This is a genomic window from Pseudomonas palmensis (assembly GCF_017848315.1).
Taxonomy (GTDB): Bacteria; Pseudomonadota; Gammaproteobacteria; order Pseudomonadales; family Pseudomonadaceae; genus Aquipseudomonas; species Aquipseudomonas palmensis.
Window position 1 is genome coordinate 1 of sequence record NZ_JAFKEC010000016.1, and the last position, 16,675, is coordinate 16,675.

8 protein-coding genes are annotated in these 16,675 nt (G+C 65.0%); 3 read left to right on the forward strand and 5 right to left on the reverse strand.

Going from position 1 to position 16,675, the window contains the following annotated elements; translation table 11 throughout:
• Together JZZ72_RS11345 and JZZ72_RS11350 are read right to left on the reverse strand one after the other, a co-directional pair.
• Window positions 1–9,241 (reverse strand): two-partner secretion domain-containing protein (locus JZZ72_RS11345; protein ID WP_210014474.1); only part of this gene is annotated, 9,241 nt, incomplete at its 3' end.
• Window positions 9,242–9,302: 61 nt separating this feature from the next.
• Window positions 9,303–10,997 carry a ShlB/FhaC/HecB family hemolysin secretion/activation protein gene (locus tag JZZ72_RS11350; protein WP_078479897.1) on the reverse strand — a complete coding sequence of 565 codons (1,695 nt, stop codon included), beginning with the start codon at window positions 10,995–10,997 and terminating at the stop codon, window positions 9,303–9,305.
• A 377-nt stretch (window positions 10,998–11,374) separates the two neighbouring features.
• On the opposite strand from JZZ72_RS11350, the gene JZZ72_RS11355 reads away from it, so the two are divergent.
• On the forward strand, window positions 11,375–12,067 hold the full coding sequence (locus JZZ72_RS11355) for an OmpA family protein (RefSeq protein WP_043864368.1): 693 nt from the start codon (window positions 11,375–11,377) through the stop codon (window positions 12,065–12,067).
• Window positions 12,068–12,141: 74 nt separating this feature from the next.
• On the opposite strand, the gene JZZ72_RS11360 is transcribed toward JZZ72_RS11355, so the two are convergent.
• The 3 genes from JZZ72_RS11360 to JZZ72_RS11370 are packed head-to-tail and all read right to left on the reverse strand — an operon-like array spanning window position 12,142 to window position 15,476.
• The gene (locus JZZ72_RS11360; protein WP_054916274.1) at window positions 12,142–13,035 is read right to left on the reverse strand and encodes an acyltransferase; all 894 of its coding nucleotides are present in this window, start codon (window positions 13,033–13,035) and stop codon (window positions 12,142–12,144) included.
• Window positions 13,036–13,037: 2 nt separating this feature from the next.
• A complete protein-coding gene (gene pta / locus JZZ72_RS11365) occupies window positions 13,038–15,134 on the reverse strand; it encodes a phosphate acetyltransferase (protein ID WP_043864370.1) in 2,097 nt (698 codons plus the stop codon).
• 33 nt (window positions 15,135–15,167) lie between these two features.
• Window positions 15,168–15,476, reverse strand: coding sequence for a DUF3565 domain-containing protein (locus tag JZZ72_RS11370; RefSeq protein ID WP_043864371.1), 309 nt, complete (start codon window positions 15,474–15,476; stop codon window positions 15,168–15,170).
• Here JZZ72_RS11370 and JZZ72_RS11375 point away from each other — a divergent pair.
• Entirely contained in the window at window positions 15,475–15,960 is a 486-nt protein-coding gene (locus tag JZZ72_RS11375; RefSeq protein ID WP_043864372.1) for an FKBP-type peptidyl-prolyl cis-trans isomerase, read from the forward strand. The genes JZZ72_RS11370 and JZZ72_RS11375 overlap by 2 nt on opposite strands.
• Before the next feature lie 164 nt (window positions 15,961–16,124).
• On the forward strand, window positions 16,125–16,607 hold the full coding sequence (locus JZZ72_RS11380; RefSeq protein ID WP_210014475.1) for a glutathione peroxidase: 483 nt from the start codon (window positions 16,125–16,127) through the stop codon (window positions 16,605–16,607).
• The last annotated feature ends 68 nt before the right edge of the window (window positions 16,608–16,675 follow it).

Consider the following 16,675-nt stretch of genomic DNA (forward strand, 5'->3'; position numbering starts at 1 on the left):
CCTCTGCCAGCAAACCACCCATGACGGCATGAACCACAATTTTGGGCAGGCTGCCGTTCTCAAATCGAATGGTCTGGTCACCGGCAAACTTGAAGCCCGTGGCCATGGCGATGCTGCCTGCCTGGCCGACTAGAGCATTGCCCAGGTTGTCGCTGAAGCTGCCGCCATTGATGGCCGTAGATATTCCGCTCGAAACAAGCGAGTGCGCACCAGCCCGAATGAGCGTATCTGAGGCGTTCGCCCATGTGAGTACGTTGCGCGGGTTGCTGGAAACCGGAATGAGGGTGCCATCGGCAGCCTTCACGAATCCGCCCGCTTGACCGCTTTGTTCTACGCCGAACCAGTGAGTGTCTACGTATTCAAATGAACCTGCCGTCAGTGAGGAGACTGCTGCATTCTTCAGACTGTCTTTGCTTAGTGTTTCCTTGAGCGCTGCTGCGAGATCACCTTGGTTGTTGATCGTACTGACCGCACCGGTTGTTGCCAGGCTTGTTGCTGCGCCTAGCTGAAAGCCCGTGAGACCGAATCCTGCCGGGCCCATTGCGGCGGCCATCAGGATAGCTACAGCCAGTTGTGCTCCAACACCCAAACCGGAATTGTCGTACTTGAAGCTAGAGTGAATTTCCTCCACCTGGCGCCAGTCGATACCACCCCTGGCTTCCACTTCTTTCAACCATGCCAGTTTCGGATCAGCCTTCACCATGGCGTCGATGGACTGACTGACAGTCCTTTGGTCGATCTTTTTTATATCGACCTTGATGCCGTCTACCGCATTGATTATCAGGTTTCCGTTGGCCACCATCTGCGTCTGGCGCAGCGTCTCATCCGTCTGCCCCTTGCCCTTGGCACTGGTCCACGCCAGGTCGCCCTTACTCTTTTCGTGACTCTCCTGATGCATGTCCTTGACGGCTTCGAACGTCACCGCACCGCCGCTTTCTATTGTGAGGTCGCGGCCTGACTCCAGGGCGGCGCCCTGGTACAACTGGTCACCGCCGCTCACCAGGGTCAGGTCACCCCCGCTGGTGACCACGCTGCCCACCGCCTTAACATCGGTGACTTCGTCACGCTGGGTCTTCTTGCTGCCCCAGTTGCCTTTCTTGTTCATGTCGTACAGCGAGTACTCGCTGTCGTTGGCGGCCAGTAGCTGCAGGGTATTGCCGGCGGAGATGTAGGCCTCGCCGCCCGCCGTGGCCTTGCTGGCAACCATCAGCAGGTTGTCGCCGGCCTCGATGCTGAGCGAGCCGCCGGCAGTCAGTTCGGCCGCCTGCTGGCGCACGCTGTCGTGCTGTTTCTCGGTTTTGGTGTTGCCTTTTTTGCCTTTGGAATAGGCATGGTCTTCGTCTGCCGCAGCAGCGATGAACACGTCGCGCCCAGCCTCCAGGGCGATGTCGCGACGTGCCTCGATCTCGCTGGCGATGACCGACAGGTCTTGCCCGGCCGAGGCACTGAAGCTGCCGCCAGCCTGCACTTGGCTGACGTACTGGGTGGTGGTGCTGTCGTAGCCGCTGACGCGGCGACGCTGGTACTCGTGGCTGTCGGTGACTTGCTGGCTGGCGATATAGAGGTCGCGCTCGGCGCTCAGCGCAATGTTGCCGCCGGCGGTGGCCACGCCACCGACAAAGCCGATGTCGCGACCGGCCGAGAGGGTCAGGTCGTTGGCAGCCTCGATGCGCGCCGCATTGTTGACGATGTTCTGCACCACGTGCTCGCCGCCGACACGATCGTCCAGGCGGGTGACGCTGCGCTCGTTGATGACATCGCCGGTCAGGGCCAACAGGCTCACGTCGCGGCCCTTGAGGATGCCGCCGGCGCTGTTGCGGATGGAATCGGTGGCCAGCAGGTCGAGGCGCTGGCCGGCTTCCATCAGGCCGCTGTTGTCGATGTTGCCGGCGGTGACGGAAAGGTTGTTGCTGGCGCGCAGGGTGCCGACGTTGTTCAGCTCGCCGCCGCTGATCAGGCTGACATCGCGCCCCTGGATCAACGCGCCGTTGGGCGCCAGGCGTCCTTCGGACTGGGCCAGGTAGAGCACCGGGGCCAGCACCTGCTCGCCGTTGACCTCGATGGTTTCCATCCACACGATGTCGTGGGTGAGGGCGGCCACCTGCTCGGCACTCAGCGACACGCCTACGCTCAGGCTCAGCGCATCCTTGCTGGCAATGGCGTTGTCCATCAGGTAGCGGAACATCGCCTCGTCGCTGTCCAGCCCGGCGATCAAGCGCTGCCCGGTGCGCTCCACTACCGCTTCGCGGATCAGGCGCTGTTCGTACAGGCCGTCGCCCAGGCGCTTCTTGGTGGCGTCGGGGTCGATGTCGAGGCTGCCCAGCAGGTAGTCGGAACTGAGGAATTTCTTCAGGTCGGTGAGCACCGGGTTGGTTTCCACCAGGTACTTGTGCGGCTGGCTGGCAGTTGCCGGGGTTGGCACGCCCTGTACCAGCTTCACGCCTGCCGGCAGGCCGTCCAGGCCCGTACCGGTTTGCCCGGCAACGCTGGCAGCCTGTGCGTCAGGGCCTGCCCAGTGACCCTGGCCGGCGTTGCCGGTGGCAGTGTTGGCCAGGCTGCCCAGCGTGCCGGCTTGCCCGTGCTGAGTCAGGTCGGCACCTGCGGCCAGTGCACCGCTGGCCTGGGCTGTCTGGCCGGTCTGCCCGCTAAGGCGGAACAGGCCATGCTCGCCCTGCGGCAGGCTGAAGCTTGGCAGCGTGACCGGGTTGACCTGGCGCTGTGCCAGGTCGGGCGGCAACTGCGAGGTAATGGCACGTACCGAGGTTTGCGCGGTGGCCTTGTCGGCATTGGCACCGCGTTGGCCGATGCTGCCGACCCCGCTGGCATTGGCGCGCACCACACTGTTGTCGATGCGCTCGGTGGCGTTGATGGTGACGGCGCCCGCAGCCTGGATGACGGCAGGGGAGACCACGGCGCCAGCGATGGGCGTGCGGTTGTCGCTCAACCTGTATACGCCTTTGCCGGGGTAGCCGCCGGCGGCCAGGAATTGGTCCAGGGTTTCCATGCCGGGTACGCCGGACTGGTTGAACGCGTTCTTCTTTTGCATGAAGCCGGAATAGTGCGACCGGTTACGGCTGTAGAAACTGCCGTTCAAGTTGCGCTGCTCGCCACCGCTCACGCCAATGTTGTTGAGTACGGCAGTGTCGATGCTGATGTTGCGGGCGGCAGAGACGCTGCTGTAGCGGTTGCTGAACTCGTTGCCGCTGAACGTCAGGCTGCCACCTGTGGTGATCGATGCGGCCTGGCTGTCCTGGTCGATGACATCGTGGGAGATCTCGACGGCGGTGAACTGGAACTCGCAGCCCTTGCCCTTGCAATGGTCGTCGGCATAGGTGTTGATGCTCCCCGATACCCGTTCGGTCCGGACCGTGAGCTTGTCCTTGCGATTGATCAGGCTGTCGGCCAGCAGGCTCATGTTGCCGGCGCTTTCCAGGCTGCCGGAAATGTTCTCCACGTGCGTGGCACGGGTACCTCGGTCATCACGGGCGATGCTCAGCCCGCCGAGGCTGTACAGGTCGGCATAGGTGTTGGTGAAGGTGCCTACCCGCAGCGTCATATCGTTGCCGCTGAAGATCAGCCCGCGGTCGTTGCGCAGGGTGTCGGCATTGATGCGCAAGGCCGTGGCGCTGCCCAGGGTGGCGTAGTTGTCGAGCGTGCCGGCCGTGGCGGTCAGATTGCCCGCCGAGGTGATCCGCCCGCGGTTGGTCAAGGTGTTGGTGGCGCTCACCACGCTGGTGGCGCCCCCGGTAAGGGTGCTGGTGCTGGCAAGGTCGATGCTGGCCGCGTTCAGGGTCAGGTTGCCCAGGCTGGTGGTGCGCCCGGTGCCGTTGTAGGTGCCGGTGAGGTCGAGCCGCAAACTGCCGTCGCTGGCCAGCAGGCCGTCGTTGCGCCAATTGACCCCCTTGCCGGTGAAACTCTGCGCCGCCAGCAGCTTGCCGCTCGCGGTCTGGGTGAACTGGCCGATGTCCAGGTTCAGGCGCGCGGCCTGTAATACGCTGCTGTTGGTCCAGTTGGCGGCCTTGATGTCGAGCAGGCCGTTGGTGTACAGCAGGCCGCCCGCACGCATCACCTTGTCGGCGGCCAGGCCGAAGTTGCCGCTACCGGTGTGCAGCAACTGCCCGCTGTTGTTGCTCAGGCCGGCGACTTGCAGGTCCAGGTGCTGGTTGGCGGTTTCCAGCAGGCCAGCGTTGTTGTTGAACGTCTCGCGGGTGCTGATCAGGGTGGTGTCGCTGCGCCCCAGCGCGCGCAGGCTGCCATTGGCGTTGTTCAGCGTCTGGCTGCGCAGGGCCAGGTCAGCCTCGCTCTCGAGCTGGCCCAGTTGGTTGTCGAGCAGGCCCGACAGGTCGAAGTCGATGCGCCCGGCACCCACCTTGCCGGCCTGGTTGAGGAACTGCCCGGCGTTCACACCCAGCCATCCTGCGGCATACAGCCCGCCGCCCTGGTTGTCGAATGTGGCGGTGGCGATGCGGTTGTCGCCGGACAAGGCAGAGATGAAACCCTTGCGGTTTTGCAGGCCGTCGCGGGCCTCGAGGTCCAGCGTCTGGGCCTGGAGGGTGCCAGCATTGTTGTCGAGCAGGCCGCTGACCAGCGTGAGCCGGCCCTGGCTGCTATTGAGCATGCCGCCGGCGCTGTTGTTCAGGTGGGTGCTGTGGATATCGAGGTTGCCGGCCACGCTGTCCACGCGCCCGCCCTGATTGCGCAGGTCGTCGCCCAGGCGCAGCAGGATATTGCCCTGGGCCTTGAGGCTCGCCGCCTGGTTGTCGAGGGCCTGGGCCTGGATGTCGAGGCTGCCGCGTTCGCTGAATACCAGGCCGTCCTGCTGGTTGAGCAGGTCGCCCTTCAGACGTAATACCAGGTTCTGCTGGCTGGCCAGTGTGCCGCCAGCGCTGTTGTTCAGGCTGTCGGCGTCGATGCGCAGCAAGGCCTGGCTGACCAGCCTGCCGCCGCGATTGTCGAGGTTGGCGCTGTTTAGCAGCAGGTCGCCGCCACTGGCCAGGCGTGCGCCCTGGGTGTTGAGCAGCGCGCCGAGCAGGGTGACGCGCAGTGCGCCCTGGCTGGTCACCTGGCCGTTCTGGTTGTTCAGCTGCTTGCCGTCGATTTCCAGGCGCTGGCCATTGAGCTGGCCGCCGCTGTTGTCGATCACGCTGCTGGTACGGTTCAGGCTCAGGGTTTGGGTGGCCGCGATCAGGCCACCCTGGCTGTTGTCGAGCCGGCCGTCGATGCTCAGGGTCACATCGGCTTCGCCGGCGATGATGCCGTGTCGGTTATCCAGGCGCGTGGCAGTGATCTGCTGCCTGCCAAGGCTGACCAGTGCGCCCTGGTCGCGGTTGTCCAGGGTGTCTTCAAGGTGCACGTCGAGGCGGCCATGTTGGCTGGAGAGGGTGCCGGCGCCGCGGTTGTCCAGCGTAGTGCCCCTGACCTCAAGGCCCTGCAGGCCCGAGACAAGCCCCGCGTTGCTGTTGTCGATGCTGGTGGCCTCGACCTGCAATGTGCCCGCGCTGATGAGGCGGCCCTTGTGCTGGTTGTCGAGTTGCGTGGCGAGCAGGCTGAATGCCTGCTCGCTGGATATCTCACCGCCATTGCTGTTGTCGACCAGCCCCAGGCGCTCGAAGGTCAGCGGGCCGCGGGCGTGAATCAGCCCGCCATGGTTGTCCAGCGTGCCGCCTTGCAGGTTCAGGTGCACGGCCTGTTCGCCGATCAGGCGGCCTTGCTGCTGGATCAGTCGCTGTACGCTCAGGCGCAGGTCGCCCTTGGCCGAGAGTTCGCCGTGCGGGCCATTGTCCAGGTGGCGGGCAGTGATCGTGAGGTTGGCGTCACTGCTGATGCGGCCACCGGGCAGGGCGTTGGCGTAGGCGCCGTTGCGCAGGTCGGTGCTGTTCAACAGCAAGGCTTTGGCGCTGGTGATGGCGCCGCTGCGGTTATCCAGCGTAGTGCTGTCGATGCGTGCATCGCCCTGGCTGATCAACTGGCCGCCCTGGCTGTTGTCCAGGGTGCCGGTGTCGATGTGCAAGCCCAGGTTGGCGGATACCAGCCCCTGGTCGCTGTTGTCGAAAACGCCGCTGTTCAGGCGCAGATTGCCGCCTGCCGACAGGGTGCCCTGATGCTGGTTGGCCAGCAGCCCTTCGAGGGTCAGCCCGATGTCGCCACGGCTGGCCAGGGTGCCGCCATGGGTGTTGCTCAGGCTGCCGGCTTCGATATCCAGCCCGGCGCCCGCCGACAGTACGCCGTTGCGGCTGTTGTCCAGGGCGTTGGCGATGCGCAGGATGAGGCTGTCGGCGCTGATCAGGCGCCCGCCCTGGTTGTCCAGGCGATCGGTGTGCAGGCTGTAGCCGAGGTCACTGGATATCTCGCCACCGGCGCTGTTGTCCAGCGCGCCGATCTGGCGCAGCAGTAGTTGGCCGGGGCTGGCGATCACGCCCTTGTCGCGGTTGATCAGTGTGCCGCCCTGCAGGTCCAGGCTGATGCCGGTTGCGCTGAACAGGTAGCCGCCATCGCGCTGGTCCAGCCCGCTGAGGGTGGCCTCGATCTTGCCCCTGGAAGTGATGCGGCCCTGTTCGCCGTTGTACAACTGGGCGCCATGCAGGGTGATGCCGGTGTCGCTGCCGATGCGGCCCTTGTCGCGGTTGTCGAGCCCGCCACTGCGCAGCTCGAGTGCGCCCACCGCGCTGATTGCGCCGCCATGACGGTTGTCCAGGTTCGCGCTGCGGATCGACAACGCGGCGTCGGTCACCAGGGTCCCGCCCTGGTTGTTCAGGGCGCCGTGGCTGACCACATTCAAGGTATCGATGGCCGATACCAGGCCCTTGTTGTGGTTGTCCAACTGAGCTGCACTCAGGCTCAGGCGGCCCTCGCTGACCAGCTCGCCGCCCACGCTGTTGTCCAGCGTGCCGCTGAGTTCGATATCGACCGAAGCCAGGCTGCTGACCCGGCCGGCATCGCTGTTGAGCAACTCGGCGCCGCGCAGTACTACCCCATCGCGTCCAGCCAGCAGGCCCTTGCTCTGGTTGAGCAGACGCTGCACGGTGAGGGTCAGGCCGCTGTCGCCGATGACCTTGCCGCTGGTGTTGTCCAGTTGCCCGGTAGCTGTGATGCCCACCGTGCCGATGCTCGACACCACACCTTGCTGGTTGAGCAGGTCGTGGGTGGTGATAGTCACCGCATCGTTGCCGACGATCTGCCCGGCGCGCTGGTTGTCGATGTGCTTGGCGTCGAGGGTCACGCGGCCCTGGCCGAGCAGCTTGCCGGCGTCATGGTTGCGCAGCGTGCCCACGTCAACGACCAGGTCGGCCTGGGTGCTGGCTTTGCCGCCGCCACTGTTGTCGAGGGTGTCGCCGACCACCGTCAGTCCCTGATCGGCAACCAGTACACCGCCTCGATTGTCCAGCCGCTCACCCGAAAGCGTCAGTGTGGCCTTGCTCGACAGCAGGCCGCTGCCACTGTTGTTCAGTTGGCCGGCCGTGACCTGCAGCGCGCCTTCGCTCACCACGTTGCCCTGGTTGCGGTTGTCCAGCAGGCCGCTGATGCGGGTGTTCAGCGTGCCCTGACTGAGCAGGGCGCCCTTGTTGCTGTTGTTCAGGCCAAGGCCCTGGATGTCCAGGTGCTGACTGGCCGAGATCAGGCCCAGGCGGTTGTCGATGGCAGCGCTGGCGATCAGCAGCACGTCGCCTCCAAGCAGTTTGCCGCCCTGGTTGTTCACGCTGGCGCTGCGCACTTCGTTGCGTGCGCCGGAAACCTCGCCGGCCTGGTTGTTCAGCGCGTGGCTTTGAATCACCACCTGCCGGTTGCTGGCCAGCAATCCTGCGTTGCTGTTGTCCAGCTGCGGTGCGTCAATGGCCAGGCTGTCGAGGCCGATCACTCGACCACCCTGGTTGTTCAGGCCGGAGTTGGCCTGCACCACGGTGCTGCGCTGGCTATGCAGCAGGCCCTTGTCGCGGTTGTCCAGCGTGTCGGCCTTGAGCGTGAGGGTGTGGCTGGCCAGTACCTGGCCCTGGCGGTTGTCCAGCTTGCCGGCGGTCACCGTGGTGGTAGCGCCCTTCAGGCTGCCACCCTGGTTGTCCAGGTTGGCGCGGGCGGTCACTTCGAGTTGGCGGCTGGCAACCACGCTGGCGCTGTTGCGCAGGTCCTGGCTGGCCAGGTGCAGGTCGCCGCGGTTGTTGCGGGTGTTGTTGGCTTCGACACCGGCTTCGATCACGCCGCGGTTGTCGATCTGCCTGGCTGCCACGTCGATGCGTTCGCGAGCAGCCAGGCTTTGCCGGTTGACCAGTTGCTCGGCGCTGCGAATCTCGGCGTTGCGCGCTGCGTAGGTCTTGCCCTCGAGCTCCACCTGGTGGGCGGCGATTTTCAGGTCGCGCCCGGCGGTGACATTGCCCAGGCTCAGCTTGCCGTTCACGTCGATCTGCACGTCACTGGCGGTGGAGGCCATGTTGCCGGCCAGTTTCACCCCCACGCCCTTTTCGGTGCCCACCAGGCGGATGGCGCCGGCGTACATGCCACCCAGTGCGGAACTGTCGATGGCCAGCAAGGGTTTGCCGCTGCCGTCGTCCGCCCGTGGCGTGACCTGCAGGCTGTCGGCCTTGACGTCGTTGCGTCCGGTGACGATGTTCAGTTGCTGGGCGTGCAACGTGGCGTTGAGCTTGGCGCTGCGGGTGATCAGGTCGAACTGTTCGACATTGCTGGCATTGAGCCCGGCGCCTTCGAGCGCGATGTCGCCGCCATCGACCTGAAAGCGGTCCAGGCGTTCGCCGTCCATGATCGGTTTGCCGGTGGTCAGCGTGGCGCGCGGGGTATTGATGAAGCCGCAACCGTTGCAGGTGATGCCGTGGGGGTTGGCCACGATCACCCGCGCAGCGGAGCCGGCCACTTCGGTGTAGCCCGCCAGGGTGCTGCGGTTGCCCCCGGTCACCTGGTTGAGGATGACCTTGGCCGCCTGGCCCTTGAGGTTGGGGTTGCCCACGATGATGCCGCCGAGCTGGGTGCTCTGGGTCTTGTTGGTGGCATTGTTGAGGATCAGCCCCTGCTTGCCGACGTTGTAGTCGCGAAAGGTGTTGCTCGACAGCCCGCTGCCGTTGGGGCGGGCGATGTTGACGATGGGCACCCCGTTGCCGGCTGCGCCCACCGTGGTGCCGGCCTTGGCCGCCGCATCCACGGTAACCTGCGCGGCGGTGGCGACGATCGGGTTGAGGAACATGACCCCGGCAACGATCAGGGCCAGGTACTGGTTCAACGGGCTGCGGGCGTCCATGTCAAAACTCCGGAAAATCGGTGCCCCTCCATCAGGGCACGTTAATCGGCTGGGGGGCCGGTCAGAAGAACGCGTCCATGCGCACGTAGATCGGGTGTTCACGACGTTCGAGGCTGTCGGGCCGCTGCAACGAGCGGGCAAAACTGACGCTGGCGGCGAAGTACTGCCCGCGCAGGTTCAGTTCCACGGCGTTGCCGCTAAGGCGGCCATGGGTGTCGGGGTTGTTGTGGTCGCCCTTTATCACGCCCACGTCGTAGGCCAGTGCCGCGCCGTACTCCTGCACGAAGGGCTGCAAGGGCGCCCAGCTCACCGGGCGACGCCAGCGCAACTGGTTGCGCCAGTAGCCGCCGCTGTTGCCGGTGAGTGTCTGCTGCTTGAACCCGCGTACCGAGTTGAGCCCGCCCACGCTGATGCGCTGCGGGCTGTAGAGCGGGTCTTCGCTGCGCTGGCCGGTGGCCAGGCTGTCGAAGCTGAAGGCTTCGCCCCACAGGGTGAACGGCTGCAGGTAGCTCAGGGTCAGGCTGTATTTGTTGTAGCGGGCAACCGGTTCGGTGCCGTGCGGGTCGCCCGCGCCCTGGGCGTCGAAGGCGCCGATGCCTTGCTGCCAGCCGGCGTCGAGGTTGAGGAAGGCGGTGCCGATGCGCCGCCCATGGTTCACGCCCAGCTGGCTTTCGCTCAGGCGCGTGCTCGACACGTCGATCAGGCTGTCGTCCAGGTAGTTGTTGGTACGCAGGTGGCTGATGCCGAGGTTGACCGCCGTCTTGCTCAGGGCATCGCGGTGTATCACGCGCTCGACGCGCAGTTGGTGCATCTGGCTGTCGCCATCGAGCTTGAAGGGAAAGCCGCTGGAATCGTCGCGGGTACGGTAGTAGCTCTGGTTGTAGCTGTAGGTGAAGGTCCACCAGCCCCATGGCACGCTGTAGTTCAGGTACTGGCTGTCGGAGTGGCGCCAGTGGTCGCTGACCGCGTCCTGATTGGCCCTCAGGCTGAACTGATCGGCCAGGCCCAGTGGGCTGTCCCAGTCCAGGCCCAGGCCCATCTGCTGTTCACCGCTGCTGCGGTCGCCGTCATTGTTGCGCGTGGCCGACACGCGCCAGGGCTTGTCGCGTTGCCCCTGCAACTGCACCCGGCTGCTGCCCACCTCGTCGCCCGGCACCAGTTCCAGTTGCGCCTGGCGCGAGGGCAGGCGGGTCAGCTGGTCGACCAGTTGCTCCAGTTCGCGCAGGTTCAGTACCTCGCCGGTGGTGCCGGGGAAGGCCATGGCCAGCTCGCGCGGGCTGGCCAGGCTGGAGCTGTCCAGGCCGTCCAGGCGCCCTTCGACGACAGTGATCTGCAGGGTGCCGGAGGAAAGGTCCTGCTGGGGCAGGTAGGCGCGGGTAGTGATGTAGCCACGGTTGAGGTAGTGATCGGTGACCACCTTGAGCAGCGCATTGAGCTGGCCGACACCCAGGCACTGGCCTTCGTAGGGTTCGAGCAGACGGCGCTGCTCGCGCTCGCCCAGGTGCTCGGCGCCCTCGAGCACTATGTGACGGATGGTAAAGCAACGGGTGTCTTCAGGTGTGCTGGCTGGCACCTGGGGCGCAGCCCTGCCTGGGAGGCTTTGCAGCTCCTGCAGGCGTTTGCGCTGTTCTTGCAGCAGCCGCTCCTGGCGGTCGCGGATCAGGTCGCGGTCGCCTGGGGTTTGCAGCGGGTCGGCCGAGGCGAAAAACGGCAGCAGCGCCAGGCCGAAAGCCAGGCGACGGAAGAGGTAGAGCATGAGGGTGATCCATCACTCGTTATGCAAAAAGAACGTCTGTTTCCTACAAACGCGGCGCAGGATACTGCAAAAAAGCGTCGAAGTGATGGCTAATTGACGTCATTTTTGTAACGGGTGTAGGAGGTTTCCGGTTGCCGTGCATGGGCTGAACAGCGTCGAATTTGCAGGGCGGAGGCGTGAACTCGGTTCTGACCGGTGCGCGTGATGAACATCCTGTTTGTTTGGGGGGGCCGCCGGCTTCGCACTTTTCGGGTTTACCGTGGCAGCCAGTAGACTACAGTTTGTCCCGAGGGAATTTTTATCGCAGCTCGCGTTCCAAGCCTGGCAGGGAACCGCCGTCGGTCCGCTGCATACACGAATTCTGTAGGAGCTTGTCCATGTTCACCATGCGTCGTCTGATTATCGTCGCTACTGCTGCTGCCCTGATGACTGGCTGCGCCAGTCAGAACCCCTATGACAACCAGGGCCAGGCGCAAGGCTCCACCGGGATGAGCAAGACCGCCAAGTACGGCGGCCTGGGCGCATTGGCCGGTGCCGTTGCCGGTGCCGCCATCGACCACAACAACCGTGGCAAGGGTGCGTTGATCGGCGCCGCCGCGGTGGGCGCCGCCGCCGCCGGCTACGGCTACTACGCCGACCGCCAGGAAGCGGCACTGCGCGAGAGCATGGCCAACACCGGTGTCGAAGTGCAGCGTCAAGGCGACCAGATCAAGCTGATCATGCCGGGCAACATCACCTTCGCCACCGACTCGGCGAGCATTGCACCAAGCTTCTACGCGCCGCTGAACAACCTGGCCAACTCGTTCAAGCAGTTCAACCAGAACACCATCGAAGTGGTCGGTTTCACCGACAGCACCGGCAGTCGCCAGCACAACATGGACCTGTCGCAGCGTCGTGCACAGGCCGTGAGCACCTACCTGACCTCCCAGGGCGTCGACCCTTCGCGCGTGAGTGCGCGTGGCCTGGGCCCGGACCAGCCGATCGCGAGCAACGCCGATGCCAACGGGCGTGCGCAGAACCGTCGGGTGGAGGTGAACCTCAAGCCGATTCCTGGGCAGCAGTACCAGTAATTCTTTTCGCCAGCAATGCTGGCTCCTACAGGGGGCTCACGCCGTTGTAGGAGCCGGCCTTGCCGGCGAAGGGCTCACTGCTGGCGCATCCGCTCCAGCCGTTCATCCTTCTCTTCCCACAACCGGTTGATCCACTGCTGGAACGCCAGCCTGTAGGCTTCATCCTGGTCGTAGCTGCGTCCCAGGAATTCCTTGGGAATCGCCAGCGCCTCGAACGTCACCTCCACCCGCGCCACGCGCCCGCACAGCAGGTCCCAGAAGCCCGGTGTGCCCTGCGGGTAATGGATCGTCACGTTGATGATCGACTCCAGTTGCTCGCCCATCGCATCCAGCACGAAGGCAATGCCGCCCGCCTTGGGTTTGAGCAGGTGCCGGAACGGCGAACCCTGTTCGGCATGCTTGGCGGGGGTGAAACGCGTGCCTTCGGCAAAGTTGAAGATCGCCGTGGGCTTGCCACGGAACCTGGCGCAGGTACGGCGCGTGGTCTGCAGGTCCTTGCCCTGTTTTTCTGGGTGCTTGGCCAGGTAGGCCTTGCTGTAGCGCTTCATGAACGGAAAGCCCAGCGCCCACCAGGCCAGGCCGATCACCGGCACCCAGATCAGCACCTGCTTGAGGAAGAACTTGAGCGGTCGGATGCGTCGGTTGAGCACGTATTGCAGCACCATGATGTCCACCCAGCTCTGGTGGTTGCTGGTCACCAGGTAGCTGTGCTGGTAGTCCAGCCCGGCCAGCCCCTCGATGTCCCAGCGGGTGCGCCCGACCAGGTTCATCCAGCCCTTGTTGTTGCTGATCCAGGCTTCGTGGATGTGCCGCATCAGTTCGTCGGTGACGCGCTGCGCGGCGGCAAAGGGCAGGCACAGCTTGAACAGGCTGACGATGAACAGCGGTGTGCAGCACAGGATGGTGTTGGCGGCCAGCAGCAGCGAGCCGATGACTCCGCGCACGGGCGCGGGCAGAAAAGCGAGCATGGTCAGTTATCCAGCGAGCGGTTGGCCTGAATCGCGGTCAGGGCAATGGTGTAGACGATGTCGTCGACCTGGGCGCCACGCGGCAGGTCGTTGACCGGCTTGCGCAGGCCCTGCAGCATCGGCCCCAGGCTCACGCAATCGGCGCTGCGCTGCACGGCCTTGTGGGTGGTGTTGCCGGTGTTCAGGTCGGGGAACACGAACACCGTTGCGCGTCCGGCCACCTTGCTGTTGGGCGCCAGCTGGCGGGCGATGTCCTGGTTGGCGGCGGCGTCGTACTGCAACGGCCCATCGATCTGCAGGCCACGCTGGGTTTCCTGGGCCAGCAGGGTGGCCTCGCGCACCTTCTCGACCTCTTCGCCGCTGGCCGAATCGCCACTGGAATAGCTGATCATCGCCACCCGCGGGGTAATGCCGAAGGCTTCGGCCGAATCGGCGCTTTGCAGGGCAATTTCGGCCAGCTCGCCGGCAGTGGGGTGCGGGTTCATCACGCAGTCGCCATACACCAGCACCTGCTCGGGGAACAGCATGAAGAACACCGACGACACCAGGCTGCAGCCGGGGGCGGTCTTGATCAGTTGCAGGGCCGGGCGGATGGTGTTGGCGGTGGAGTGCACCAGGCCCGAGACCAGGCCGTCGACCTCGTCCAGGGCCAGCATCATGGTGCCGATCACCACCGGATCTTCTAGCTGCTGCTCGGCCATCGGCGCGTTAAGGCTCTTGCTCTTGCGCAGGCTGACCATAGGCTCGACGTAGCGCTCGCGGATCAGGTCCGGGTCCAGAATCTCCAGCCCCTCGGGCAGGCTGATGCCCTGGGCGCGGGCCACTGCCTGTACGTCCTCGGGCCTGGCCAGCAGCACGCAGCGGGCGATGCCACGGGCCTGGCAGATGGCGGCGGCCTGCACGGTCATCGGCTCGGCGCCTTCGGGCAGCACGATGCGCTTGTTGGCCTGCTGGGCACGCTGGATCAGCTGGTAGCGGAACACCGCAGGCGACAGGCGCATCTCGCGCGGGGTGCCGCAGCGCTGGTTGAGCCAGTCGGCGTCCAGGTGGCTGGCCACGAAGTCGGTGATGATCTCCGCACGCTCGCGGTCGTCCACCGGGATTTCCTTGTTCAACTGGTTCAGCTGGTTGGCGGTGTCGTAGGAGCCGGTACTCACCGACAGCACCGGCAGGCCGGCCAGCAGGGCGCCCTGGCACAGTTCGAGGATGCGCGGGTCGGGCTTGCTGTCGCTGGTCAGCAGCAGGCCGGCCAGTGGCACACCGTTGATCGCCGCCAGGCTGACGGCCAGGATGATGTCGTCGCGATCACCCGGGGTCACCACCAGCGTGCCGGGCTTGAGCAGCGGCACGGTGTTGGCCACGGTGCGGGCGCAGATGATGATCTTGTTCATGCGCCGGGTTTCGTAGTCGCCGGCGTTGAGTACCTGGGCACCGAGCAGCTCGGCCACGTCGCGGGTGCGCGGGTCGTTGAGCCCGGCCTGGAACGGGATGCAGCCCAGCAGGCGGAACTCGCCGCTGCGCAGCAGGGGCGAATGCTCCTGCAGGCGGCTGGCGAAGGTGTCCATCGGTTCGTCGCTGCGCACCTTGTTGAGGATCACGCCCAGCACCTTGGGGTCGCGCGGGCCGCCGAACAGCTGGGCCTGCAGCTCGACACGGCCCGACAGCTCGGCCAGCACGTCGTTTTCCGGCGCCGACACCAGGATCACCTCGGCGTCCAGGCTCTTGGCCAGGTGCAGGTTGACCCGTGCCGCGTAGCTGGCATGGCGGGTCGGCACCATGCCCTCGACCACCAGCACGTCCTTGCCGATGCAGGCCTGCTGGTACAGGGTGATGATCTCTTCGAGCAGTTCGTCCAGCTGGCCATCGCCGAGCATGCGTTCCACATGCGCCAGGCTCAGCGGTTGCGGCGGCTTGAGGCCGTGGGTGCGGGCGACCAGTTCGGTGGAGCGTTCCGGGCCGGTGTCGCCGGGGTGGGGCTGGGCGATCGGCTTGAAGAAGCCGACCTTGAGTCCGGCGCGTTCCAGTGTGCGCACCAGGCCCAGGCTGATGGAGGTCAGGCCGACACCAAAGTCGGTCGGCGCGATGAAAAATGTCTGCATGCGAGCTTCTCGAAGTGAGCTGTTGCAAAAGAATCAATTGCCAAGGGTAGCGCTATCGACCCCCTGAGCGCACCAGCCGCAGGCAAATGGCTGGCCGATTCGTTGCTGGCGCAGGTCTGCGTCCAGCACCCAGCCACGCGACTGCCACGGCGGTTCGTGGCGCAGGTGCTGGGTATGCCCGCACGACAGTTCGACCACCCAGTGGCCATGCTCGTCCTGATGAAAACCCAGCACCCGGCTGGGAAAAGCGGCTTCCCGTTTGTCCGGGTTGCGTTCGCTTTCAGGCGATGCGTTGGTTACACTTGTTCGTTCTACATTCTTATGCAAAAGGTCTCGCCCCATGCCGATCGCCGCCAACAAGGCTGTCTCCATCGACTATACCCTGACCAACGACGCTGGTGAGGTCATCGATAGCTCCAACGGCGGCGCGCCGCTGGTTTACCTGCACGGTGCAGGCAACATCATTCCGGGCCTGGAAAAAGCCCTGGAAGGCAAGGATACCGGCGCCGAGCTGGACGTTGCCATCGAGCCGGAAGACGCCTACGGCGAATACCTGGCCGAACTGGTCAGCACCCTGAACCGCAGCATGTTCGAAGGTGTCGACGAGCTGGAAGTGGGCATGCAGTTCCACGCGTCCGCGCCTGATGGCCAGATGCAGATCGTGACCATCCGTGACCTGGACGGCGACGACGTGACCGTCGACGGCAACCACCCACTGGCTGGCCAGCGCCTGAACTTCAAGGTCAAGGTCGTTGCCGTGCGTGATGCCAGCGAAGAAGAAATCGCCCATGGTCACGTGCATGGCGAAGGTGGCCATCAGCACTGATTTCTGCGCTAAGCTCAGAAGGTCGCTAAGGCGCCCGGGCAAGTCTGTCGTGTTCTCCCAGGAGGCAGACGGCTTGGCCGGGCGCTTTTTTAGTGGGCAGCATTTGTTGCGCCAGCCGGGACCGATGCCGGTAACTGGCCGGGAACTGGAAAGGGGAGTACGTCATGAGTGCATTTCACGACCTGAAATTGCAGGCGCTGGATGGCCAGGAGTTGCCATTGTCGCCGTTCAAGGGGCAGGTGGTGCTGGTGGTCAATGTCGCCTCCAAATGTGGCCTGACCCCGCAATATGCGGCGCTGGAGAATCTCTACCAGCATTACAAGGACAAGGGCTTCAGCGTGCTGGGCCTGCCGTGCAACCAGTTTGCCGGGCAGGAGCCGGGCAGCGAGCAGGAGATCGCCCAGTTCTGCAGCCTGAACTACGGGGTGAGTTTCCCGCTGGGCAGCAAGCTGGAGGTCAACGGCCCGGAGCGGCATCAGCTGTACCGCCTGCTGGCCGGTGAAGGCGCCGAGTTCCCGGGGGATATCACCTGGAACTTCGAGAAGTTTCTGGTAGGCAAGGACGGCCGCGTGCTGGCGCGCTTTGCGCCGCGTACTGCGCCGGATGATGCCACGGTGGTGCAGGCTATCGAGAAAGCCTTGGCCTGACGTGCCCCTTCGCCGGCAAGGCCGGCTCCTGCAATGGATGCACCGTCGTATGCAGGAGCCGGCCTTGC